A 25,463-nucleotide genomic window follows, 5' to 3' on the forward strand; every position below is an offset into this window, starting at 1 on the left:
CTGCTTACAGCTTGAATCCACCCACGATTCCCTGCAATTCGACTGCCAACTGACTCAGGTCCTGACTGGCCTTCGCCGATTCATGCGCCCCGGACGAAGACTCTTTCGTGACCTTCGCGACATTTTCGATGTCGCTGGCAATCTGTTGTGTCGCAACCGATTGTTCTTCGGAGGCCACAGCAATCTGCCGGATCATATCGGCGCTTTCCGAGACCATCCGCACAATCTGGGAAAGGGCTTCACCGGTCTTATTGACCAGATCCACACCTGCCGTCACTTTCTGTGTGCCCTGCTGCATCGAATCGACGGCTCCCCGCGTATCCTGTTGGATCTGGCGGATCATATCGCCGATTTCCTTCGTAGCTTTGGTCGTCCGCTCTGCGAGCTTCCGGACTTCATCAGCCACGACGGCGAATCCACGTCCTTGTTCGCCGGCTCGTGCCGCTTCGATCGCGGCGTTCAAAGCCAGCAGGTTGGTCTGGTCGGCGATATCTTCGATCGTGCGGACGATTTCGCCGATTTGATCGGACGACTTGCCCAGATCGGAGATGATGGTCGCCGAGTTCGACACCGCTTCGGACAACTGTTGCATGCCGGAAATGGTGCTCGACACCACCGTTCCACCTTCTTGCGCGGTCTTGACCGTGTCTTGCGCCAGGCTGGCGGCCTTCCCGGAATTCTGCGCAACCTGACCGACCGTGGCGTTCATCTCTTCCACCGCGGCAGCGGTTTGTGATGCACGCGACGTCAAGGTATCGGTGCCTTTCGAAATCTCTTCGGCGGTAGCCGACAATTCGACCGAGGCAGAGGCAACCTTGTCCGTCACGTGGGCCACTTTCTTGATCATGTGCTGCAACTTCTCGATGAACTCGTTGAAGTATTGGCCCATCTGTGCGATTTCGTCGTGGCCATCAGCCGGCACACGCTTGGTGAGATCGCCTTCACCCTTGGCGATATCGCGGGAGATCTCGCTCATTTTCGCCATCGGCTGCAAGACAATGTTTCGGAGCAGCAGATAGGTCACGACAAGAATGATCGCGACGATGGCGCCCATTAAGCCGCCCGTTTGCCACATCGAACGATTTGAGAGCACAATAGCCTCGGTCATCGGCACGGACATGCTCAACATACCCAGGACATCGCCGACCTGGTTACTGGTATGGCAGCTCAGACACGCGCTGGAGGTGGCCTTATCCACCGTGGCGCGCCGGAACGTCGGTACCCCGTTTAGTTCGTCCCGGCGTGCATACGATTCGGCTCCCGCCATGATCGCCCGGATGGCTTCATTCTCGAAGTTGTCTTTCGGTGAATTGGACGGATTCATCGGGTTTTGGCTGATGAGCCGAACGTTGTACAGTCCGGTGCGATTCGCCTCTTCGCCCATTTCACGAACGGCCGTTGCAGGGAATGGGATTGCATCCGCTACAGCCGTATGGTCTTTGACCACCTGGATCTCATTGCCGGCTTTGGATTTCTTCACCTTTGCAACATAGTTTTGCGTGATGTACGCGCGGCTGATCATGATTTGGGTGGCCACGACGTTCGCACGCCCGGTCAACATCGTGTCCATCTTGGTTTCTTCCTGCTGGTACAGGACAGCGAGGCCGATCGAAATGACGACTAAAGCCACCAACGAGATGGATAAAATGAACTTCGGCCCGATAGACATGTGCTTCATCATGCTCCCCATAACTCCTCCTCTTACCCTTTCATGCGTGAACGGTTGACTTGACGAGTTCCTCTCACACCATATTCATGATTTCGCCGATGACTTTTGACAACGACACCACTTTCTCTGCACAGCCTGCCTCAACAACAGCCTTCGGCATGCCGTAGACGACACTCGATGCTTCGTCCTGCGCCACGGTTCGACCTCCTACTGCCTTGATGGCCTTCATGCCATCCAGTCCGTCATGTCCCATGCCCGTCAAAATCACTCCGATGCTCCGTTCCCCAAACAATGCGGCCACGGATTGCAGCATGATATCGACGGAGGGCGCATGAGCATGCTTTTCGTAATTGGGTGCCAATTTGACCACCGATGTCGTGATAGTTTTCTTCACGACCCGGAACTGCATGCCGCCTGGAGCCACCAACACCCGTCCCGGTTTCACCTCATCGCCGTCAACTGCCTCCCGCACTTCTAAGGCACACAGATTGTTCAAGCGTTCGGCGAACGGTTTGGTGAACGAGCTCGGCATGTGTTGCACGATAACGATTCCGGCCGGACAATCGGCGGGAATGGTCGGAATGATTTCAAAAAGCGCTTGCGGTCCACCGGTGGAACATCCAATCGCGATCAGTTTGGTGCCGCGAGTCACGGAGACGGATCGACTGCTCAACGCCTTGGCCACGGGCACCGAGAGCTTCGGTGCTCCGGTGACAGTGAGCCGTTTCAGTTTGCTGCCCGCATATCTGGCGGCAAGAACCTTGGGAACCAGGATTTTTTGGATTTCAGCGATTTTCGAGGCCACGCCGTCCAATTGTTTGGGGATGAAATCAACCGCACCCCACTCCAACGCCTGCAATGTCTCCTGTGCGCCTTCCACCGTCACGGAGCTCACCATGATGACCGGGACGGGATTCTTGGCCATGATCTGCTGAAGCGCCTGGAGCCCAGTCATCCCGGGCATCTCGACATCCATCGTGACCACGTCGGGCTTGAGCTGTTGAACCTGCTGGACGGCTTCCTCGCCGTTGCGCGCCACGCCAACCACCTGAATCTGCTTCCCCTCTTCCAACATTGTGGTGAGGCTTTTGCGCATGAAGGCGGAATCGTCCACGACCAACACGCGAACCGGGTTCGCGACGCTCTGCGGCTGTGTGAGTGGGAGTGCCATAGGGTCTTTACCGATACATCGGCTGTCCGGTGCAAAAGCTTGAATCAGCCGTCACCGTCACGAAGGCGTCCGCCGCTGATACTTAGGCGGCTTTTTTCCCCTGGTGATTGGGTTGCTGAATATAGAGCGCCAGTTTCTCGCCCAGCATTTTCGCGTCAAACTTCGTGATATAGTCCGTTGCGCCGACCGTCCGTCCCTTTTCCATATTGCAGGCTCCTGTCAGGGACGAGTGAAGCATGACCGGCAAATGCGCCAGCCTCGGGTCGGCCCGGATATGCTTGGTCAGCGTGAAGCCGTCCATCTCGGGCATTTCGATATCACTCAGAATGCATTGGATCTGATCCACCTTTTCTTTGCCCTCAGCCGTCGCCTGATCAGCCAGGGCCTGCAGCTTTTGCCAGGCTTCCCCGCCGGTCGTGGCGATCACATAGGACATGGAGAGGCGGTCCAAGGCCTTGCGAATCTGCATTCGAGCCACGGACGAATCGTCGGCAAACAAGACGCACTTCGATCTCAACTCCGGCGCGATCGTCATGCCCGCGAAGACATCGTCGTCCGTGCGAGGGCAGATATCGTTCAGAACTTTTTCCACATCGAGGATCAGGACCATCCGTCCATCTTCCAGCATCGTGACGGCGGTCACGGCGCCTTTGTTGTTCTCCCGAACAATGGCCGGTGGTGTCTTAATCGCGGACCAAGAGAACCGGATAATGCGATCCACGCCGGCCACAAGAAATCCCTGCAAGCTGCCGTTGTATTCGGAGACGATGAGGTATGGGTTTCCCCCGGGAGTTCCATTTCCCTGCCCATCCGTTTCCACTCCTAACCCCAAACTACGCTTGAGGCCGACGACGGGGACCATGATTCCCCGGATATTGGCCATGCCGACAATGCGGCTATCGGCTTCCGGAATCTGGGTGAGCTCCGGCAGTTTCATCACCTCACGCACTTTGAACACATTGATGCCGAATATTTCATTCGTGCCGAGTTTGAACAGCAGCAACTCCATCTGATTTGCGCCGGCCAGCCTAGTCCTGGCATCAATTTCATTGATCAGTGTGGACATACTTCCTCCGATCTCGCGGATACCTGTTCATCTATTTTTCTTGAACACCCGTATTCTGATGCCACGCCCTGACGCGCACTCCTTGTGTCAGGCGGCGATACCCGGGTTGTGCCAAGCTTGCGCATTTTGAACCAACTCCGAGGTATCCAAAATCAGTACCACCTTGCCTTCGCCGGTGATTGTGGCGCCTGATACGCCTTTGACGGTTTCCAGATAATCCCAGATCGACTTGATCACCACTTCCTCCTGGGATCGAAGCTCATCGACGACCACCCCCACCCGGCGATCTCCCAACGCTGCGACGACCACGTAAAACCGCTCGCGATTGGAATCCGTCGGGATATCAAACTCCTGTGCCAAACGAATGAGCGGCAGCACGCGGTCGCGCAGGTGTAACACTTCGCGTCCATTGATCGTTTTGATCTCGGAGCGCGAGATGCGAACGGCTTCGATGACGGTGCTCAATGGAATGGCGAAAATCGAACGCTCGACTTCCACCATCAAGGCCTGAATGATGGCGATCGTCAGCGGCAGCTTGATGATGATCTGACTCCCCTTGCCCGGCTCGGACTCCAGATCCACGCTGCCGTTGATTTTTCGGATGTTCGTACGGACCACATCCATGCCGACGCCCCGGCCTGATACATCTGTCACTTTTTCGGCCGTGCTGAATCCCGGCAGGAAGATCAGATTGAGAATTTCGCGATGCTCCATCGTTGCGAGTTCAGCTTCGCTGATCAGGCCTTTGGCCAACGCCTTTTCTTTGATCTTTTCAACCTGAATGCCGCGCCCGTCGTCGTTGATCCGAATGACGATGCTGTTGCCTTCCTGACTTGCGGCAATGGTCAGTTGGCCTTCTCCCGCCTTCCCTTTCGCCTGGCGCTCGGCCGGAGTTTCGATCCCATGGTCGATCGCATTACGTACCAGGTGCACGAGCGGATCACCGATCTCGTCGGCGACGGATTTATCGAGCTCTGTTTCTTCGCCGCGCATTTCCAAATGGACCTGTTTGTTGAGTTTCTGGGACAGATCCCGCACCATGCGAGGCAACTTGGCGAATACTTTTTTGATCGGAAGCATGCGGGTCTTCATCACGGCCAACTGCAGATCGGTCGTCACCAAGTTGAGTTGCGCGAGGGTTTCGCTCAGGACGCGCACCTGGGGATCGGATTCATGCTGTTGCTCCAATTGCGTGCCGATCTTGATCAGACGGTTCCGCCCCAAGACCAGCTCCCCGACCAGATTCATCACGCTGTCGAGCCGTTTGGTCTCCACGCGGATGGTGGCATCCTCTTCAACTGGTTTCGGCTGTTTTTCTTGTTTGTGCAGCGCTTGATCCAGGGCGCGCTCGGTAATCGCTTTGGCTTGGAGCAAAATTTCGCCCAGTGGCGTCTTGGGCTCCGGTTGATGCTGTTGCGCGGTCAACGCATCGAGGACCTGTTCCTTAGATGCCAATCCGTCTGTGACCAAAATTTCGCCCAGTGTCTGCGGCGGGGCGACCGGGGCTGCGGGCGGAGCCGCCGGCGACAGGGCTTCGACCTTTGGAGCAGCCACAGGTTCTGCAGGCGCGGCCGTCGGCGCCGAAACAGGCGTGGTGCCGTTCAGAATATCGTCGAGCTTTGCCGCAATTGCCCCCGTGGGGACATGACTGTCGGTGCCTGATTCCCGAATGTCGGCCATGATCGCCTTAATGACGTCGATGGTTTCAAGAATGATGCTGATGATGGCCGGGTTGACGGCCATTTCACCCTGACGAAGTTTGTTCAGAATGTTTTCGCCGCGATGGGCTACGTCCACGAGGTTGTTGAAACCGAGAAACCCGGCGGATCCCTTCATGCTGTGCATCGCACGAAAGATTTCATTGAGCAGATCGGTATTGGTTGGGTCGGATTCCAGCGTGACAAAACGCTGATCAAGGACCTCCAGCATCTCGTTGGATTCGGTCAAAAAGTCGTTGAGTATTTCCTGCATTTCATCGCTCATAGCCCACCTCAGTTAAAACCGAATTGCTTCAAAATCTCGTCGGCGAGATCTTGATCCATGGAGGTATTCTTGGTCGCTTCCAACTGCTTCAGCATTTCGCTCGCCTTGTCCTGGCTCTGTTTCGCTGCCTGCTTCTGGTACGGACCGAAGACGACGACCAGTTGAAGCAGCTTATGTTCGACTTCCTGTAGAATGGTCACGAGTTTGTTGACACTTTGCGCGACGAGGTCCTGGAAGGAGAGCGCCGTCATGATAGCGAGCAGCCGTTTGTCGTCGGCGCCGATCGCCTCTCCGATATTCTGAACCTGCTGCAGTATCTCCGGACTCGTCTGCTGCTTCTGAAGCGCTTGGGTCAGATCCTTTAACATCACCTCGAGCTTGAGATGATGATCCTGAATCGCTTCTACCTGACGCATGACCTCGTGCGTCCCCTGCTCGGTCATGGTCTTGAGATTCGTCAGATGGGTTAGGGCCTGAGGCAACTGTTCGGTCGACGTGCTGACCGGCGTACTGAATTCGGACAGCGTCTTCATCGTCGTGTCGATAAAACGGGCAAGCTCACCGAGCTCTTCATAGAGCTTGCTGTCAGGTGCCTTCTCCGTCTGCTCGCTGTCTTCCACGACCTCTTGCGCCTTTGCCGCCACGCGTGGTTGTGTCATCGTCACCCTCACCGGTTAAGAGGCGATTACTTGAAGATTTTGTTGATTTTGTCTTGCATCGTCTCTGCGGTGAACGGCTTGACGACGTAGTTGCTGACACCGGCCTGAACGGCTTCCATGAGGTTTTCCTTTTGCGCTTCGGCCGTGACCATCAGCACCGGAATCTTTTTCAACTTTTCATCGGCGCGAATGGCGCGCAGCATGTCGATCCCCATCATCACGGGCATATTCCAGTCCGACACCACAAAGCCATACGTATCGGCATGCAACTTGGTGAGCGCGTCCTGGCCGTTTTCGGCTTCCTCCAGATTGTTGAAGCCGAGTTGCTTCAGAATGTTCTTCACGATGCGACGCATCGTGGACATGTCATCGACGACAAGAATTTTCATATTTGGATCGGCTGGCATGCGATATCCTCCTTACTTACTGTTTCTCATGAATAACGGATCGGCCTGCATGAATGGTTTTGAAAAGGCCGGATGTGTCGTGCAAGGTTTCTGAAAATCCGATCATCAGATACCCCTTCGGACGCAATGCGTCTCGAAGATCTGACACGATTTGGGCCTTGGCTTTTTCGTCGAAATAGATGAGGCAATTGCGGCAGAAAATGATATCAATGCCTCGTACCAGTTTTAACCGCGGACGGTCGTAGAGATTCACGTTCATGAAGCGCACCATGTCCTTCACCGGCTGGACCAGCGTGTGTTCTTCCTTTTTCCCGGTGAAATAGCGCGCGAGCAGTGCCGGAGGAACTTTGCGCAACGAATGGGATGAATAGGTGGCCGTCCGTGCGATGTTCAGGACATTTTCACTGATGTCGGTCGCCAGAATATCGATAGTCCACCCGGCAAGCGGCGGATAGTCGCGAAGCAGCAGCGCAAGGGTATAGGGTTCGTCCCCGGTCGAGCAGGCGGCGCTCCAGATACGAATCTGTTTCGTGCCCGCATTGGTTTTCATCACTTCGGGGATCATCACCTTCATAAAGCTGTCCAGCTGGGCTTCGTCGCGGAAGAAATACGTCTCATTGGTGGTGATCACCGTATAGAGTTCGGTGACCTCACGGTCACGGTAGGCATCGAAGCGCAGAAAATTCAGATAACTTTCGAAGGTCTGACACCGACAGGCCTTCAGTCGCGGCAGGAGCCGGCTCTCGAGGAGATACGTTTTGTTGTCCTGAAAGTGGATGCCGGTCTTTTCGTAGATGAGATCGCGAAGTTGTTTGAAGGTGTCGGGTACGAGTTTCGGGACGGGCAACTCTGTCTTTCTTACGGCATTGCTGTCGGTCATCGATAACCTCGTCTGAACCCTGGGTCGTGATAAGCGAATCCGTCAGGCCGGTCTCAGGCCTCGACGACGAATCAATTCCCGTATGCCGGACCGCCTGTCCCTCGGAGAGATCAGTTGTGCTGCGTCCGGCTGTGCATCCATTCGTGAATGTCGCGCCGGAGAAACCGCCAATGCTTTCCGATTTTTGAAGCCGGCAATTCACCGAGGCGCGCGAGCTTATACACCGTGGACTTCGGAACGCGCAGGAAGTGCGCCACTTCCGAGACGGTGAGAATCTCGCCTTCCGAAGGCAATACACTGTCAAGGTTTGTTCTGGTTGCTGTGGCGATAGTGTCGTTCATAACGGATATGGTATCGGTGTGCGCCGTCTCAAACTTTAGTTGCCGGTTTTTATACGATGGGGTTAAATAGGCATCATGAGGTGAGGCCATTGGGCGAGAGAGACTCCGGCCTCTAGTCCCATTCCGCGCAGACGTGTAATCCGAATGGCAGACCGCGTGAACAAGATCCTTAACCAACGGTAAGAGAGCAACCTGGATGGCTACGATTGTCTCGATCGGCTCAGGAAAAGGCGGGGTTGGAAAAAGCATTCTCGCCGCTAATTTATCCATGTTACTGGCAAAACGAGGCAAGCGAGTCGTTCTCGCCGATCTCGACGTGGGAGGTGCCGACGCGCATATCCTGTTCGGGATGCTGAATCCTCCCCGCACGCTGACCGACTTTATCGATCGCCGTGTGGAGCGGCTGGACGAAGTGCTCCAACCAATTTCGGCGCACCCCTTTCTGCAATTGCTGCCAGGGACCGGAGATACGCTGGCTACGGCAAATCTGCCGTATGCCAAGAAAAAGCGATTGATTCGCCACTTCGCACAATTGCAGGCAGACGTGATCGTCGTCGATATCGGTGCTGGCACCAGTTACCATGCGCTCGACTTTTTTCTCATGGCCGATCACTATGTCACTGTGGCGACTCCCGACCCTACCTCAGTCCTCGATCTCTACCGCTTCATCAAGCTTGCGGCCATTCGCCGAGTCCTCTCGGCATTCCTGTCGCGCGATGCCGTGAGCGAAGCCCTCTCCGAACGCGATTTCTCAAGCATCGAGGAAGTGATTCAGGCCGTCGCCGAGACGGATCCCAATGCGCGGGAGGTCGCGAGTCGAACCCTGCAAGGATTCCAACCGTACCTGATCGTCAACCGCGTCTCAGGCAAGTCGCGCGTCAACGTCTTGCACTTGAAGAAACTGTTGCAGGAGTATGTTGGTGGTGACCTGACGACACTGGGAGAGATTCCGGACGATCCGGCTGTCACACGCGCGGTCCGTAGTTTCTTGCCGGTCGTCGAATGTGAGCCGACCGCGCCCGCAGCCCTCGCCTTAAGTCAGGCGGCCGACGCCCTATTGGCGGCGATGGCGCGTCAGGCAATTCCTCCTGCCGAGCCTTCCCCCGCCCCGGAACAGGTCGCGCAAATGCCCATTCCCTCCTGAAGGAGTTTTTGCTCCGCACTCAGATCGCAGCTTTTCTCGCCCGTAGCCGTTCGGCCTGGACGTGAAGGATATGCCGGATGATGAGTTCCTGTTCGTCTCCTCCCAGTTCGATGAATTGAGTCGCGACGTGAAATTCGGCGGGAGTCTTCTGCATCGGTGTGACCCGGATGATGCGCGCGGTGGTTTCGATCATGCTGAACGGCGGCAGGATCACTTTGAGCAGCAGCACGTCATCCGCTTCGAATCGGCGAGGCGTATGAAAGCCCACTCCTCCGGCGCTGATGTCGACGTCGGTGAGTCGGGCAATCGCCACGCTGCCGGGATGACTTTTGACAAGCGATTTGAGAATGGTCTCCAGCATCCAATCGATTTTCGATACCCATGGCAACAGCGGAGAACCCGCAAACGTCTCCCCTCCACGGATCAGCAGGTCGAGTGTCGGCTTCGAGACCGCGGTGGCAATGGTGTCTTCCGTAGCCGGCGGGAGGTACGCATTCATGGCATCTGCCGTTTCATCGATTCGTCGATACTCGAGCAACAGCCGATCGTCGATGCGTAACCATTCCCGCCGATCTTCATTCTTGATGTCGTTCTGCGGGCGTTGAAACAGCCGGTCGGGCGAGGGCGTCATACCAAACCTCTACGGTGGAAGATAACGGGTACGCCAGATGCGCTGGCCGTACGATCCTCAAGCTTCACGATGTATCGTGACACGGTCAGAGGCGAGTTGTCCGTTACTTTCGCGCAATCGGTGCAGATGTCGTGTGATCTGAGCCGCCTCCACCAATAAGCCGGAGATCCCTGCTTGAGCAACCAGAATAGCGGTGCGAACTTCTTCGTCCATGATCAGAAGTCGCTGTGCGAACGTACGGTCGAGGGTGCATGCGGCCAGACTCATCCCACGCGCACGATAGCAGGCGTCGACTTGATCCCAGTCGCCGGCCCGGGCCGCATCCAGCGCTTGGATGGTAAGCAGTTCGATGGAGCGATAATCGTGAGGTAAGCTGGTATGGGAGGGACTAGCTGCCGACATGGGCCACCGCTTCTTGTCTTGCCACGACCTGCCAGCCTTCCCGTAGAGTTGTCAGACAGCGAATCGGTCCGTCGAGATGTTTTCCATTGTGCCGAAGATTGGCTTGGATGCACTGCTGAACCATATAGTCGTACAGACGGTGCAGGGACACGGCGATCTCCCCGCCACGCTCGAAATCCAGGACGCTGGATAACTCTCCGACGATGGCCATGCCGCGGTCGAGGAATCGGGCCTTATCCTTGTAATTGTTCGTGAGAATGGCTTCCCGGGCGAGCTCCATCGATTGAATCGCAGAATCGTAGAGCATCACGATGAGTTGTACCCGGTTGGCGGTCATGACTTGCGTTTGTTGGTAGGCATTGGCTGCAGCAACGATCATAGTAATCCTATGAGTTATTGTAATGCTTTGAGAGCGTTGGTTTGGCTTTGAAGTTGTTGTAGTGTTGAATCAAGTGAGGCGAATTGCAGTCGCAGCCGTTCTTCATATTGCGACGCGATATCTTCCTTGCGGCCGATTTCGTCGGTGAGCTTGCTGATCTGGCTCGTGATCGCCGTCTTCCTGATCGTAAAAGCACCGGTGTCGACGGCATCGAGAAAATCGACGGCCTTGACCACCCGGTCTGCAATGCCGCTGGATGTCGGTTGGGTGATAAACAGCGCCTTCGTGGCGCTGTAGTTATTCGCCAATGCTGTATCCAACTTCGCATTGTCGATCGTGACGGTGCCATCGCGCTCTGTCTTGAACCCGACCTCTCCCAAGGTCGTGTAGGTGAAGAGTCCAGCGACGTTACCGGAAAGCGCAGTACGTAACTGACTCAGCACATTTTTTGCCGTACTCTCATTGAAAAAAATCCCGCCGGTCTTCGTCGAGATATCATACGTCGTTCGCTCATTGACGAACTTCACAATATCGTTGTAAGCGCTCGCCAGAGCCGCGATATTGCTTTTGACGCTCTCGGGGTCGGTGGTGACATTGACCGTGACCGGTTCCGGTGTGGGTGTCGTGACAGTCTTGGACTTCAGGGTCAGCGTGACATCCGGAATGGCATCGCTGATCACATTGCTTTCGCGTTCAATGGAAATCGTCGTCTGATCCGGTTCCCCGATGACGACAATAGCGTTCTGGCCCGCTTGAAGCGTACTGCTGCCTCCGGATCCACTCGCGTTGGTCAAGTCTAAACTCGTGGTATCCGTGACGACCGTCACGGCATTGGCGGCGCCGGTTGCAGCGGCGGTGAGGGTCAAGCGATAGGCCGGACTTGCCGTCGTTCCGGTATTGATCACGGAGGCGGTGACACCGGCTCCAAGATCGTTAATGGCTGAACGAAGGTCGTCAAGTGTGGCGCCATCATTGAGCGTCACGGTTTGATTCGCACCGCTTCCGACTTTGAATGTAAAGGTGCCTGAGCCGCCGGACACGATCGCCGTGGTGGTGGAGGCAACCGCCTTGGCAGCGCTGTTGGTAATCTGATGCGCTTTGGCTAATTGAGTGACCTGTACCGTATAACTGCCGGGGGCCGCGCCGGCGCCGGCCTGGGCGGTCAATTTGGTCTCGTCGCTGACGGTGGTGGCCGTGCGGTCGAAGCTATTGGGCAACCGAAGCGCGTTCGCGGCGCTCTGCAACGCGAGCAGCTTCGTGCCCAGGGTCCCGTAGTCGGTCAGTTTGGTCTGCAGGTTATTTTTCTTGGTGTTCAACGCGTCGATGGGCACGCGTTGGACTTTAACCAGCTCGGTGACGACCTGGCCAAAGTCCACGCCATTGCCTAACCCGCCGAAACTGATCGCCATGACATCCCTTTCATGTGGCGAAGGAGGTTACACCTTGTGGTGCAAGAGCAGCCCGGTGGGCGTCTCCAGCCTCTTGGCCAGATCAATGACTTCCTGCTGTGGAATCTGGCGGATGACAGTACCCGAATCCCCATCCATCACCTTAACGACTACCCGGTCGAGATCTGGATCGACGGTAAACTCCAGTCTAGAGTCTGCCTTCTTGAACACCTCACGCACACGCGTGAGAGCCTGTTCCAAATCCTTTCCTTTCGTCTCAGCTGTAGACGACTCAGGCTCTGGAGCCTTGGCCTCGACCTTCTTTTCAGTCGAATGCTGTGGCCCATTCTGCGTCGCTTGAAGCGCGGCTGCGGGGAGGTCTTTATAATTGGAAACATCGTGGACCATGTTACCCTCCTAGGATCAGTCCGTGGGTAGCCCTCCCTGCGGAGGGCTACCCGTCGGGTGACGCCTTATCCTCGCAGCAGCGCTAACGCTTGCTGTGGCAACGAATTGGCCTGGGCCAAAATTGCGATGCCGGATTGGGTGAGGATCTGGTTCTTCGTGAACACAGATGTTTCCTGAGCAATGTCCGCATCTCGAATCCGCGATTCGGCCGCGGTGAAGTTTTCGGCCGTAACCGTCAGGTTCTGGATCGCGACTTCGAAGCGGCTCTGGATGGAACCGTAATTCGCGCGGGCGGTTGCCACCGCGCTGATCGCGCTGTCGATCTTGGAAAGCATCGATTGCGCGGCTGTCGCCGTCGACACGCTTGCGCCGGTCAAGCCGACCGCCGCTACGTCGAGGTCATCCAAGGCCACGCTCAACGAGTTACCGGATCCACTCTTGAAGCCGATAAAGACCTCAAACGTGTTGCTGCTTCCGCTCAGAAGCGGCTGACCGTTGTATTCCGTCGTCGTCGAAATGCGATCGATTTCCGACCGCAACGCGACAAATTCTTGATCGAGGTAAGAACGCTCGGTCGTTCCCAGCGTCCCGCTGGCCGACTGAGTTGCCAACTCACGCATACGAGACAGCAAGCTGCCGACCGTCGCCGCGGCACCGTCCGCGACCTGGGTCAAGCTGATGCCGTCACCGGCGTTGCGATTCGCCTGATTGATACTACGAATCTGGGCGCGCAACGTTTCCGACACGCCCAATCCGGCCGCGTCATCCGCCGCTCGGGTGATTCGCAGACCAGATGACAACCGCTCAACGGATTTACCCAATTGAGCTTGGTTGGTCGCCAGGTTTCGCTGAGCTGCCAGTGATGCAACGTTGGTGTTGACTACTAATGCCATGACGTACTTCCTCCTGAAGATTCTGCACTACTCTCGGAGTCGCCAGCGTCCGTGCCGACGAGGTGGTAAGCAGGTTGGGTGAAGATGTGGCCACATCCTCGTTGGCCTGTTTACCGTGTTGCTGTGCCCCTTATCGGTAATCGACGGGGAAGACTTAAGTGCTTCAGGATCTACAGGAAATGTCTGAAACCGGGCGCATTCCGCGCTGCCGAGTCGCAATAGACAACAACGGATACTAAGCAGCAAGACGGCCCTCGGTCAGCCGAGGCAATAATTCATACTCCAGCAAATCCGCGACATGAATCGCGTCTGCGGTGGTGCGCGCGCCCAACAGTTCTTGAATCCAAGGTAAGAGCGAGGCTGACGACAGTCCCTCGACACCTTGGGCCTGCCCGGCGTCCAACATTTCCGTGTAGTCAGCCAGGCGTCCCAACCAGGCATCAATGGTGCCGATATGGGCGGTGCCGGAACGCAAGGGAGCCAGCAGTACCTGCCCGTCTGTTCGCAGCTCTTTCGCAAAGCGGTCGATGGCCTGTTTCGCCTCAACGATGATGGTATGCAGCGACTGGGAGACGGCCTGCAGTGCCCCCACATTCCGAGCCGGCTGATTGAGAAACGGCGGAGTGAGATCGCGATCGCTGATCGGCTTGCCGCCGACGGTCAACGACGTCACAATACGATGTTGGGCATGCGCTCTGTCGCTCAGCGTCGCCAGCACGTTCATCATCGACGTGTCATCCGACATCTGAAACTGCTCGCCATCAAGGGTGATCAACATGGTCAAACTCCTTTGGAAGGTACACAACACTGTCGGGTCACGCTACGCAGAGCGCACCATGGGAAGAGGTCGGGATCCTCCCCGACGGACGAGTCCCTGTGCTCGGTTGAACGAACGGAATCTGCTTGCGACTGCCTGCAGCCGCTTGTGCCATCGTCGATAGGTGCCCAGCCGGGATTGCGCCAGCTCAGTCAGTTCGCTGCCATCATCATTGTGAGTATCCCGTACCATCGCCACCGCCAGTGAAGCAGTGGCCGGTGTGTTCATGCTCAGCGCCAGGATCTGTTGCCGTTCCGACGTCTCATCACGTTGCAACTGTTGCAACGCGCTGACCGGCAGCGGGTGTCTGGTCGTAAGGCGGACTAGTTCTTCGGCTTTCGCGACCAGCTTTTTTGCGAGAGGCGCCAGATGCTCGAGTACAGCCAGAGCCTCAGCCCAATCGGGAGCCGGTTCGGGATGAGCAGGAACTTGGCTGGCGCGGCCGGTGAATTCCTCGAACCAGAAGCGGCGCCAAAATCGGCCATACCACTCGATCACCGGATTCTCTCGTCCGGCATGAAGTTGCGTGCTGCCCAGGCCATCTTCATCGGCGCAGGAGCGATAGATTCTTGCGCCTGTGATCGACTGGGGGAATGCGGCCCCCGCAAGCACGTGCAGGCAGAGCGAAGCTATCTGCTCAGGCACGAGCCGGTCCTTGCAGGCATGATGAAAACAGACTTTGTCGAACCCGCAGGGAGCGCACCCCAGATCCGGCTGTACCATCCAATGGCCTGGTCCATACGGTCCGGTTTCTCGAAAATCGACGTGTCCGACTGACAGGTCGATAACGGGGGTGCCGACTCCCACCGCGAGATGCATCGGGCCGGTATCGTTGGTCAGCAGGAGCCGGCACTGCGAAAGCACGGCGGCGAGTTGCGGTAACGAGGTCTTTCCCACTGCATCACAGAGCGGAGCGGTTCCCCCTTGCTGCCGGTACGTTGTCTGAGCGAGGTGGATGGCTTTCCGTTCTTCCTCGGTACCGATAAAGACGTAGCCGACCGGGGCCTGGCGGCTGAGGGCGGCCAATGTGTGACCGAACAATTCAGGCCGCCATGCTTTCATCGGGTCGCTGGCGCCCACCTGGACCGCCACCCAAGAGATCTGCGCTCCCGCATGAGATGCGAGAAAGTCGCGCGCCCATTGAGCGGTGTCAGGCGCTAGAGTGAGCGAGAGCGGTGCAAACGGCCCGCTGCCGCTGCCGCCCAGCGCGTAGATGTCGACGAGATTAAAATGGTTGAAGCGACGCTCATGATGCACATCTGTGAGATACGCCATCCAGGGGTTATGGATGGTCACATCTCCATCCTTCGGGGCCGCGATGCCGCGTATGTCTTTCGCGCCGACGTATGAGGTCAGCAGTCCGCTCCTGCGGTTGAAGGTCAGGTTCACGACCCGGTCATACCGGGCTTCAACCAACGGTGCGGCCCACCGGACCATGTCCTGGTAGAGCGTCACGACATCCTTGGTCTGGGCGCGACTTTCATCCACCAGGCGATGAAAATCAAAGCTGACAATGTGCCGCAGGTGCGGCAGAAGCTTCGCAACGGGAGCGAACCGCTGGTCTACGACCAGATCGACCGCCGCTCCCGGCCATTCGTGCTGGAGGCGCTGAAGCAACGTGCCCATCTGCACAAGATCGCCCATCCGGGTGATATTGATAAGGAGTACTTGCTGGCTCATAACAGATCGCGTGTCTCGCTCCGGTATTCATCCAACATCAGCACCATCAACTCTTCGCGTTTGAGCGTCGCCGTCGGACCTTTGCCCCGGATGTGCGCCGCCACATCTTTCAATTCGACACGCTGTCCCGCAGGAAGGCCTTTGAGTAACGTTTCGAGCGGAGTATTCTCAGCACAGCGTTTCAGTAACGAGTCCTGCTGCCGCTCCCCTCGCATCACGGATCCGATGCGGTCCGGCTGAGACAACCCGATCTGTCCCAACAAATCGCGCATTCGATGCACATACGTATGGGCGTTCAACACACGTGCGCGAGCGGCATTCGCCATGGCCTGCCGAGCCGCGGGGTCTGCCAGCCAATGTTGGACCAACCCCGGCACGTCGCCAAAGTCTTTGAATGACACCATCTCCTGTTCACTGAAAAACTCGGGTAGCTGCGAGCGATGATCAACCAACTGGAAGGCACCGCAGGCAGCCAGTTCGAAGGTGCGTGGATTCACGAAATCGGCCTGGGGATCCAAGCCTGCGCCAGTGGTGGAGTGCAGATTCAGATTGATTGCCGTGGCATTGAATACTTTCATGCAGGTCGCCGTATCGATCCGGGCTCCGTCCAGTTGCAGGACGGAACGGAGATCCCCGGCTCCGTCCCATTCGTTGCCCCAGAGCTTGAAGGACCAGGGCTGGCTGAGCAGCGCTGGGAACAGTTGGCGGCGATTGGCATACCCGGCACCGACGAACGACACGTCGGCGCCGAACCGGCGCCGGTCTTCCTCCGACAAGACCAAGGGACAATGCAGATCCGGGTCGGCCGCCATCGGAAGAAAACTGACCTGCCGCGCACCGGCCTGCCGGAACGCGTCCATACATGCGCCTTGCTGAAACACAAACCAAAATTCGTATCCCGGCGCCATTTGCTGCCAATAGGTCAGATGGCGATAGTTCTCGACGAACCACATCGCCGTGAGGAATTTCTTCTTTCGAAGATGTTCGAGGACCTGCAACGTCAACGGAGCCTGTGCCATGGAGAGCACGAGATCCGGAGGTGATTCGGCGAGCGTCGCCAAGGTCCATTGGCTCAAGACGTCGGCCATCCGGCCTTGCATCAATTGGCGGTTGCGTGCGTCTTTGAGTGTGCCCATCACCTCATAACTCGCCGCATGCACGCTATGATCGATCCACTGCACCTTGTGACCGAGCGTTTCCAATGCCCGTTTCACGTAGCGGGCGATCGGGAGCGATCCTCCGTAGATCGGGCCCACCAGGGCAATGCTCAGTTGCCCGCCGGCCTGGCGGGCGATCCCCCGTCGCAACGCGTCTTCGAGGGCACAGTGAAACTCGGTATCCCAGGCGGTCGCCGGTGTATAGGATACACAGCGTAGCGGGCGGCCAGTCGTGCTCAGGCTTTCAGCAATCTCGCTCGGTGATCCCGATAGCCATTGAACCTGTTCGCTCCAAGACTCGAGTTCGCGTACGGCAAGGGCATCGTGCAATTCACCGAGGTTGGGAATCAGCACAGCCAGCGACACATCAGACGCCAGCGTGTTTCGAAGGGCCTCGACATGGTAGAGCAACCCTACCCCCGCCACAACGACCGTTTCCCCCGGTTGACAGGCCGGTGCATGGGTCTCAGCCCAGGTTCGCGCTTCCCGAATGGGATCGTAGGCACTATGAATCCAGCGACCGGCTCGACGCGCTGAAGGGGGACCGCTTTTCGACGGTTCGATCGTGAGCACTCCGCCGGAAGCGCAGGTGACCGCTGCCGCGAAGTCCTGATTGCGTCTCGCCAGACGCTTGAGATTCTCGTGAAGCAGACTCATGCGGCCATCGATTCGCAAAGGTCCGGTGCACAAGCTCGCCAGATTTCCACTCGCGAGCGTTCGACTGCGTCGTTATCGGAGCCGTCGTCAAAAAATGCTCCCCATCGATCCATCCGACTCCTCCAGAGCATCCAATCAGCCGCACTATGATGCTCGTTGCCGCATATCAGCGCGAGACTATCCCTGATCGGCCAGCGTTGAGGTTGTCCATGCGCGGCATGCTGATAGACCCAATGCCCTTCGCCATAGGGACCGGTTTCGTGTACGCGGGCACGTGAAAAGTACCATCCTATGGCGCGAGTGCCGACCAGCGTGCCGAGATGAAGCGGGCCGGTATCGGCGCCGATGACCCAGCGGCATTTCTGAAGGACGCGCATCAACTGGGACACAGTCGTGCGGCCGGTCGCATCCCAGACACGGCCGTGGAGTAACGTGGGGAGTGAGTCCAGAATCGCTCTCGCTGTTTCACGCTCCGTGCCGCTCCCGATCAGAACGACCTGTCCCTCCCCGGTCTGCGAGAGAAATTCACGAATCCATTGGCTCCATACGGTCGGTGGAACACAACGATCCGCCTCCCCTGCTCCCGTGGCCAGCGCAACCCACAATCCGCGGCGCTCACCGATCTCGGTCAGGTCGTCCGGGAGTTCGACTGCCGGCGGCACATGCAGCGGCGCCTGTCCCCGCGGTCTCACTCCGCACATGCCGCACCAGGCATCAGCGAGATGCACACGATTGGCGCCCCGTTCTTTAGCGACGTGTCGCAGATGCTGCGCCCATGGGCGTATGTGCGCCTCGATCAGCTCCTGAGCGGTTTCGCGGGAAGAACGGGATGAAAAGAGCTGCGTCATGAGAGAGCTTCGTGCGTGCTGATTGAGTGGATACACCCGTTCATAGGTGGTGTCGCCGAGTGACGCGATATAGGTCTGCATGGCCTGCAGGGTATCAGTCGGGTTGTCCTGCCAACGATTGGCCCAGGCCTGCCATTGCGCCCCGTTCCAGGGAATGACGCGGCGGATATGACGGGCTCCCGTCAGGACTGCGATCAGGGGTGCGGCGCAGACGACATCCAATGTCCGTTCGGGATAGGCTTCCTGCAACGCCTCGATCGCGGGAAGCGTTTGCACCAGATCGCCCAATCGGGCCAACTGGATCACCAGATCGTGGTGCTCCGGTGAGACCTCATGCGGCATGGTTCGGCACCAGGGGGCGTTCGGGTTCGGCGAGGTGTTTTGCCAACTCGTCCATGCCCTCGAACGTCGGGACTATGGCACGCAACCAGTCATATTCTCGCCGCGCATCTGCTCGACGTCCTGCTCTCAAGAGTACTCCGGCCAGGGCAAAACGCATAGCGATATTGCCTGGATTGCGGGCAAGAAATGAGGCGAGGCTCGACGCCAGGGCATCCCAGCGTTGGAGCATCGTGCCGCATTTGAGCATCCAATGCATGCATTCTTCGTCATCGGGATGATCGGCACACAGATCTGCTACGTGAGACCAGGCGGCCTCAGCCCGATTGTCACCCATCGCCGCCATGACCAGGCCTAGCATGGCCTTCCGAGGATTCGCGCCGGATTGTTTCGCCCGTTCGAACGCCTGTTCCGCGTCGCGATAGGCATTGAGCTGCATGGCAAGAATGCCGCGCAGGAGCCACCCTTCCCCATGTGCCGGTTCTGTCTGCAGCAGCGCAGTCACATGATTATCCGCTTCTTTCATGGCGCCGGTTTCCAATGCCTGTTTCGCCAAAGCCAATCGAGCCTGCGGATCATTTTTCAACTGAAGCACACGTCTCCAGATAGGAGAGGCCAGTTCTGGATGGCCGATACTTTCACTGAGTGACGCCCCCCAGCGAAGAATCCAGACATCGTCAGGCCACTGGTCGACGTGCGAAAGCAACGCGACCATTTTTTGCTGATCCTTGCTCGCCGTCGCCCGCTGGAGGTCGGCGACGAGTGCCCGTTCCGCCCGAACCGCGGGATCGGTAATGAGGTACAGCGTGTACCCGAGGAGGCGCTCTTTGAGATGGGTATGCACAGAATAGCCATCGTCGAAGTGCAACCGATCTTCGTCCGTCACCCACCAGCAACGGCCCCAGCGCTCCCGAAAACGGATGGTGTTCTCTTCGTCGTGTGTCTTCCGTCCGGGTGTACGGCTTTCCAAATGAATGACCGTGCTCTGAGGCTGGTAGACGATTTTCCAGTTCTTTTCACCCAGTTTGAGACACAGATCGACGTCTTCGAATCCGTTCTTGTAGCCCTCATCGAATCCCCCGACCTGCGCGAATGCCTGCCGGCGGATGAGCATGCAGGCGGCGGTGACGCATTGCAGCTCGCGGCGGCGCGAGACAAAGGGCGCGTCTGCCGGAACTCCCGGATACATATGGTAGGGCATCAGGAACTCACGCGAGAATGCGACTCCCGCATGTTGAATCGTGCCGTCTTCATACAACAGTTTGCTTCCCACTACCGCCACATCGGAATGGGCCTGTACCTCGTCGACAAGGGCGCTGAGCCATCCAGCCTGCGGAATGGTATCGTTGTTCAGGAACACGAGGTATTCACCTTTGGCCGCCCGAGCCCCTTGGTTGCAGGCTTTCGCAAATCCGAGGTTCTCGTCGTTGGTGATCACGGTGACATCGCCACTCAGGCCGGCGAGAAACGCCGGAGTTCCGTCCGTCGAGTGGTTATCCACCAGGATGACTTCGTAGGAGACGCCGTGCGTGACCTCCGCCAGAGCCATCAAACATTGCGTGGTGAGGGCCAGGTTGTTCCATACGGGAATGATAATGGAGCAATCGAACGTCTTGGCTTGGGCGTCGGATCGCATGCCTTCCAATTTCTTTTGCTGCGCCTCCAGCACGCCGGCTATGCGATCCGTATACGGCCGGTATTTTCTATAGATGATTTCGGTCGTGCGTCGGTAGGTGTCGCTCGTGCTGCTGGTCATCGATGACCCATCGCGACGCCAAGTGAACGCCGCGGTGGTGTGCTTGATGTGGAGAAACGGATAGATCGTCGCCATCCGGATCCAGAGATCCCAATCTTCATGCGCGAACAGCGATTCGTCGAACATGCCAACCTGTTCGAGGCAGGCTTTTTCATGCATGACACAAAGCACCGGGAAATAGTTGCACAACAGAAGATCGATACAGTTGAAGTCGTGCGAATACGGGATATCTCGTCCGGTCACCACGTATTGATCGCCCTGCCGTACTTCATGGATACGCCAGGCATCCGTATAGGCGAACTTATGCTCGCCGCCTTGTAGGGCCGTGACCAGGGTGTGCAGATGGTCCGGGAGGTAGGTGTCATCGTCGTCGAGATAGGCAATATAGATGCCTTTGGCTGCCCGAATTCCCGTATTGCGAGCCGCTGCCAGTCCACGGTTGTGATCGTGCCGGATCGTCGTGATACGACCGTTCTTATTGAGCGGGGCGATCACCTCGTTCACATCAACCGTACCGTCGTTGACGACGATGATCTCAAAATCCTGATACGTTTGGGCCAGCACACTATTGAGCGCGACCTGCAATCGCTCAGGCCGATTGTATGTGGGCACGATGACGGAGACCATCGGCGGACGCGTAAACGAAAGCACGGGTGAGGCACCCCGACGCTGACAGGCCCATATCTGATAGATGGGTACGAGCGTCTGCTTGGCAAAATCGGCCGGGGTCGGCGCAGGGATATATCGCAGCGAGGGAATTTCGCAGTGCACCCGCTCCAGGCCGAGTTCAGAGAATCCTTGCGTCGTGAAGATGTCACGCAGTTGTGCTTCTGTGACCCAATCCTCAACCGGTTGACTGGGTGGCGCGATCGTTTTCCACTGTTCCCACATCTCTCCGCGGGGTGTCGTCAGAATGACATAGCCATCCGGCTTCAGGAGCATGCCCAATTCCGCGACAAATTCCTCTTTCCGGCCGTGCGGAATATGTTCGATGACTTCGGAGCAGAGGATGACATCGTAGGGCGCAAAATCCGGTCGAGTGAGCACATTCTGAGCAACGCCCACTTCGAACCGTAAGTGCGGAAACAACCGCCGCGCGTGCTCGATCACGCCAGCTACGGGCTCGATGCCTTCGCAGGTGCCATACGCCGTCGCCAAGTTCGTCAGCCAACCGCGCCCGCATCCGACATCCAGGATGCGCAGTTGCCGGTCAGGATCCGCCTGACGCACGCGGCGAAGCAGATATTCCAGAAATGCAGCGATCTTGCTCCAACGCGCTGCTTCCTCATGGTTGGGGCCAGGAGAAGACCACCCCCGACTGTTGACGAACATGTCGATGTAAAATTGATCCTGCTGTTTCTGCTCTTGAGGCGTCGGCGCCGAATCCGGTAAGGCTCGACGGCCTGCCGAGGCTAGCGGTGCATGATTCAACCCGTCCATCACGACCCCTTTCGTTTCGACCTGTCGCCTTGAAGAGGGCGATGCTCCTAAGGATTCGGCTCGCGCCAAGAGATGGCGGAATTGTTCACGAAGCGCGTCACGGCGCTGCGCGATGAAAACCGGTGTGGCAAAGGAATGGGAGATCGGCCGGCCCTCGACCAATGCTTCCCAGGCCGTTAACACGGTCGTCCAATCATGCGATTGCGCCCAGTGCTCTCGACCAAGCCGACCGAGCTCCGCACAGAACTCTGGATGCTGCTTGAGCAACCGTACGGCAGGGCCGAAGTGCGACAGAGGAAGCACCAGTCCGCCGGCGTGCTCAGTGGCTGTTCCACAATCCGGCGTGGCGAGCCATGGTCGGCCAGCGCTCATCGCCTCCAGCAGGCAGAGCGGCGAGACTTCCGCATGCGAGGCCAGCACCACGAGATCAGCTGCAGTCAACGCCGAGGCGACATCGGCGTAATCCAAGCCTGCAAGCAGCCGGACATCCGGTCGGGACGTCAGGCGGGCCTTCACGGCCTCGACGTACTCGATATCAGGCGTGTCATTCCCGATCAAGACCAGTTGAACCCCTTGAGGAAGCTGCTCCAGTGCATCGAGCAACCCCAGATGATTTTTGACGGTGTAGAGATTGGCGAGGTGAATCACCAGGAATGTCTCGCGGGCGATCCCGTATCTCTGTCTGAAATCCTCCTTGGGCGCGAGTGTCGCAGTGCCGTTCGGAATGACGCAGGTCGGAATGTTTCGTTCGCGAAAAAACTGTTCATCGTATCCCTTGCCGCCGAACGTGACGACGGCGTGCACCCGTTTCCCCAATTGGGACAACATGGCCCGCCCCTGCTCGCTCCCCTGCAACGATTCATCAATTTCTTTGTTGATCGTGGGTTGTAGAATGAATCGCGTGGGGCAATTCTTCGAAATTGCCAGGGGGGCATAAAACATCAGATGCAGCGGGGCACCGAGCAGGATACAGGCTCCGTATTGCCCCGATTCAAGCAACCGCTTCACTTCCAGCAGGGAGTGGCGGCTGGTGGTTTCAAAATCGTCGGGGAAGGTGAGATCAATGATGGGAATGTCACGATGCGATTTCGCCTTGCGCACAGAGAGCGCATAGGTCGCGACTTCGACGGCATGCCCCCGAGATTTCAAGCCGATGGCGAGTGTCTCCGCCACTTTTTCCACACCGCCTACGGACGGCCAAAAATAGGGCGTGACGATGAGAATGCGCATCGCCGCATGCGTTTTCGACTGCGGCGATGCGGCAGGACTCACGAGTGTCCGCAGTGTCGACGTTTTCTCGACAGTCGTCTCCTTTTTCCAATGGACTTCCTCTGGCGTCAGAGGTCTATTCGTGACCGGGGTCGTGCTGCGGTTGGCATCATAGGGCTGGCTCACCGGCGGAGTGTGGCGGAACAGCCGTGAGAAGACGTCCAGTTCCTTCAGAGCATAGTCTCGCGCATCTTTTTCACGGTCGACTGAGCGAGGCCCCTCGATAATCCCATGTGCAGCACCAAGCAGGGCAAACAGCGCCAGTTGATCTCCTGTCGCTCGAAACTGGTCTGCTTTTCGCCGGATGTCGGAGGTCAGGGTATTCCACTGACGGATGTCCTTTTCATACATCGTCTTATACCGACGGTAGATGGTCTCCGGTGTGTAGACAGTTCCGTGCCGGCCCAGGACCTCCGGATGCAGGATCCAGCGCACGCCGCGCTGACCCATCTGTTCGAGCAAATCCATCTCACTCGCCTTGACATTCTGGAAGGCGAAGGGCTTCATGGCCGCCGTGCGATAGATTTTGATGCCTTGAATCGGGCAGGCGCGATCCTCATCGAAGAGATGAAAACAGATCATACCGACGTCGGCGGGCGCGCGCCGCATCGCGGTTTCCATCGTTGTGACGGCATCGGGATTGAGCATCATGTCTTCATCAACTTGGATGAAGTACTCGCTCCTGCAATCCGCGATCATTTTCTGAGCCGCTGCGCTGAACGGGGTGACGTTGCGGATGATCTCGACGCGAAACGGACCGCCCTGCTGGGCATCCACTGCCGCCTTGCAGGCCGGATACGCCGGATCGTCGACCGTCAGCACATACACCGTGGTGGCCGGCGTTGATGGCAGCTCTCTCGTACCTGGTGCATGTTTCTGCAGGATCTCTTTCGCCCCCGCTGAGCCGTCCACTCCGGCTGCTGTGTCGGCCCCCTCGCGATTGAAACTGGGCACCTGCCCCGTCTGAATCCATGACAGCAGTTGCCATGCACGGTATTCCGAGGTATGCGATCGGAGCACTTCTGCCCGCGCTGCGCCGGCGAGTGCTTGTGCGTAGTCGGCATCATCCGCCACCCGAGCGAGATGGTCTGCCAGTACGGCTGGCTGGTCTTTGGGATACAACAAAATCTCCTGCCCATCCCGGAACAGGCTCTTGGTAAGCGGCCGGCCTTGAATCTCCCACGAAATTGCCGGCCGCCCTGCTGCCATCGCTTCCACCACACGCCCGGCATAGGCTTGAAAGAGACTCGGGAGATTGACGATCGCGCTCCAGCGTTTCAGACTTGTCAGCCAATTAACAAAGATCTCCTCCCTCAATTGGCGACACTGACCGACATATTCCGTCAACGCGACCTGATCTGGCCGCCCCCGCTGCAACTGTCCGGCCATGCGCTGGTGTAAGAGATCGAACCGTGCAGGGAATTCCGTTCCGGTTTCGGCCGATGGAGGGTGGACCAGTCGATCTTTCAGGCGCGGATGTTTCAGCCAGGTATTCCTCTCCCCATAGAGTTCTCCATAAAACGCCGCTTCACGGCGAACCGGTTGCGCGATGGTCGGTGTGACAAAACGAGCAGGCACGGCCTGGAGCCAGAAAGTAGCGCGGGTGCGTCCCGCTTCGTTGAATGCCTCAGCATCCAACTCGTCCGCCGACAGGATATGCGTCATATATCTTGCCTGACGCTCCACGAACTCCAGCCGTTCTCCTAAATGAGGCCAGCGGCGGCAGTCTTCCTCGCTATACCGCAGCGACTCCATGAGGACGCCGACTCGCACAGGGGCTAACCCGGCCACCCATTCCAGAAACCCCTCAGAATAGCGATTATGGACGAGCCAGACCCATACCTGGTCGAACTGTTGACCGGCGAGAAGCGACTTGGCGTGATACAGCCAAGACTGTGGGGACGTATCCGAGACATGGGCCAGTGCCGGGAGAGTCACACAGTCGCACCCATTGGCTCGAAGTCCGTCCTCGACGGCGAAATTGCCCACGTAGGACCAGGCTTTCGCTTGCGCCCACGTGTCAAACTCCAATTGCACCAGCAGAATTTTTGGCTGTGCCATGAACTCTCCGTCTCTCAC

20 protein-coding genes are annotated in these 25,463 nt (G+C 57.7%); 1 reads left to right on the forward strand and 19 read right to left on the reverse strand.

Going from position 1 to position 25,463, the window contains the following annotated elements; genetic code table 11:
- Nucleotides 1-4: 4 nt before the first annotated feature.
- The 8 genes from JNL86_05740 to JNL86_05775 all read right to left on the reverse strand — a co-directional run bounded on the left by JNL86_05740 (nucleotide 5) and on the right by JNL86_05775 (nucleotide 8,176).
- Nucleotides 5-1,681 (reverse strand): methyl-accepting chemotaxis protein, encoded by a 1,677-nt coding sequence (locus JNL86_05740; protein ID MBL8042404.1) that lies wholly within the window; start codon nucleotides 1,679-1,681, stop codon nucleotides 5-7.
- 61 nt (nucleotides 1,682-1,742) lie between these two features.
- Complete coding sequence (locus JNL86_05745) at nucleotides 1,743-2,840, reverse strand: chemotaxis response regulator protein-glutamate methylesterase (GenBank protein ID MBL8042405.1); 1,098 nt, start codon at nucleotides 2,838-2,840, stop codon at nucleotides 1,743-1,745.
- Between the two features lie 82 nt (nucleotides 2,841-2,922).
- Complete coding sequence (locus tag JNL86_05750; protein ID MBL8042406.1) at nucleotides 2,923-3,906, reverse strand: chemotaxis protein CheV; 984 nt, start codon at nucleotides 3,904-3,906, stop codon at nucleotides 2,923-2,925.
- Between the two features lie 87 nt (nucleotides 3,907-3,993).
- Nucleotides 3,994-5,889: a chemotaxis protein CheA gene (locus tag JNL86_05755; GenBank protein MBL8042407.1), complete on the reverse strand. Its 1,896-nt coding sequence runs from the start codon at nucleotides 5,887-5,889 to the stop codon at nucleotides 3,994-3,996.
- A gap of 8 nt (nucleotides 5,890-5,897) precedes the next feature.
- Complete coding sequence (locus JNL86_05760) at nucleotides 5,898-6,548, reverse strand: protein phosphatase CheZ (GenBank protein ID MBL8042408.1); 651 nt, start codon at nucleotides 6,546-6,548, stop codon at nucleotides 5,898-5,900.
- A gap of 26 nt (nucleotides 6,549-6,574) precedes the next feature.
- A complete protein-coding gene (locus JNL86_05765; protein MBL8042409.1) occupies nucleotides 6,575-6,937 on the reverse strand; it encodes a chemotaxis response regulator CheY in 363 nt (120 codons plus the stop codon).
- 34 nt (nucleotides 6,938-6,971) lie between these two features.
- Complete coding sequence (locus JNL86_05770) at nucleotides 6,972-7,835, reverse strand: protein-glutamate O-methyltransferase CheR (GenBank protein ID MBL8042410.1); 864 nt, start codon at nucleotides 7,833-7,835, stop codon at nucleotides 6,972-6,974.
- Between the two features lie 110 nt (nucleotides 7,836-7,945).
- Nucleotides 7,946-8,176: a helix-turn-helix domain-containing protein gene (locus JNL86_05775; protein MBL8042411.1), complete on the reverse strand. Its 231-nt coding sequence runs from the start codon at nucleotides 8,174-8,176 to the stop codon at nucleotides 7,946-7,948.
- Between the two features lie 196 nt (nucleotides 8,177-8,372).
- Here JNL86_05775 and JNL86_05780 point away from each other — a divergent pair, with 196 nt between their 5' ends.
- Nucleotides 8,373-9,320, forward strand: coding sequence for a P-loop NTPase (locus JNL86_05780; GenBank protein MBL8042412.1), 948 nt, complete (start codon nucleotides 8,373-8,375; stop codon nucleotides 9,318-9,320).
- Between the two features lie 19 nt (nucleotides 9,321-9,339).
- On the opposite strand, the gene JNL86_05785 is transcribed toward JNL86_05780, so the two are convergent.
- The 11 genes from JNL86_05785 to JNL86_05835 all read right to left on the reverse strand — a co-directional run bounded on the left by JNL86_05785 (nucleotide 9,340) and on the right by JNL86_05835 (nucleotide 25,445).
- Complete coding sequence (locus JNL86_05785; protein MBL8042413.1) at nucleotides 9,340-9,951, reverse strand: PilZ domain-containing protein; 612 nt, start codon at nucleotides 9,949-9,951, stop codon at nucleotides 9,340-9,342.
- Between the two features lie 57 nt (nucleotides 9,952-10,008).
- Nucleotides 10,009-10,353, reverse strand: coding sequence for a hypothetical protein (locus JNL86_05790; GenBank protein ID MBL8042414.1), 345 nt, complete (start codon nucleotides 10,351-10,353; stop codon nucleotides 10,009-10,011).
- A complete protein-coding gene (gene fliS, locus JNL86_05795; protein MBL8042415.1) occupies nucleotides 10,340-10,732 on the reverse strand; it encodes a flagellar export chaperone FliS in 393 nt (130 codons plus the stop codon). Before fliS ends, JNL86_05790 begins: the two co-directional genes overlap by 14 nt.
- A 14-nt stretch (nucleotides 10,733-10,746) precedes the next feature.
- The gene (gene fliD / locus JNL86_05800; GenBank protein MBL8042416.1) at nucleotides 10,747-12,141 is read right to left on the reverse strand and encodes a flagellar filament capping protein FliD; all 1,395 of its coding nucleotides are present in this window, start codon (nucleotides 12,139-12,141) and stop codon (nucleotides 10,747-10,749) included.
- A 27-nt stretch (nucleotides 12,142-12,168) separates the two neighbouring features.
- The gene (locus tag JNL86_05805) at nucleotides 12,169-12,528 is read right to left on the reverse strand and encodes a flagellar protein FlaG (protein ID MBL8042417.1); all 360 of its coding nucleotides are present in this window, start codon (nucleotides 12,526-12,528) and stop codon (nucleotides 12,169-12,171) included.
- Nucleotides 12,529-12,593: 65 nt separating this feature from the next.
- Entirely contained in the window at nucleotides 12,594-13,421 is an 828-nt protein-coding gene (locus JNL86_05810; protein ID MBL8042418.1) for a flagellin FliC, read from the reverse strand.
- A 235-nt stretch (nucleotides 13,422-13,656) separates the two neighbouring features.
- Nucleotides 13,657-14,199 carry a hypothetical protein gene (locus JNL86_05815; protein MBL8042419.1) on the reverse strand — a complete coding sequence of 181 codons (543 nt, stop codon included), beginning with the start codon at nucleotides 14,197-14,199 and terminating at the stop codon, nucleotides 13,657-13,659.
- 42 nt (nucleotides 14,200-14,241) lie between these two features.
- Nucleotides 14,242-15,918: a glycosyltransferase family 9 protein gene (locus JNL86_05820; protein ID MBL8042420.1), complete on the reverse strand. Its 1,677-nt coding sequence runs from the start codon at nucleotides 15,916-15,918 to the stop codon at nucleotides 14,242-14,244.
- Nucleotides 15,915-17,732: a glycosyltransferase gene (locus tag JNL86_05825; GenBank protein MBL8042421.1), complete on the reverse strand. Its 1,818-nt coding sequence runs from the start codon at nucleotides 17,730-17,732 to the stop codon at nucleotides 15,915-15,917. Before JNL86_05825 ends, JNL86_05820 begins: the two co-directional genes overlap by 4 nt.
- Nucleotides 17,729-18,922 (reverse strand): glycosyltransferase family 9 protein, encoded by a 1,194-nt coding sequence (locus JNL86_05830; GenBank protein MBL8042422.1) that lies wholly within the window; start codon nucleotides 18,920-18,922, stop codon nucleotides 17,729-17,731. Before JNL86_05830 ends, JNL86_05825 begins: the two co-directional genes overlap by 4 nt.
- The gene (locus tag JNL86_05835; GenBank protein MBL8042423.1) at nucleotides 18,912-25,445 is read right to left on the reverse strand and encodes a glycosyltransferase; all 6,534 of its coding nucleotides are present in this window, start codon (nucleotides 25,443-25,445) and stop codon (nucleotides 18,912-18,914) included. The genes JNL86_05830 and JNL86_05835 overlap by 11 nt, the downstream gene beginning before the upstream one ends.
- Nucleotides 25,446-25,463 lie beyond the last annotated feature (18 nt).

Source organism: Nitrospira sp. (genome assembly GCA_016788885.1).
In the GTDB taxonomy this organism is placed as follows: domain Bacteria; phylum Nitrospirota; class Nitrospiria; order Nitrospirales; family Nitrospiraceae; genus Nitrospira_A.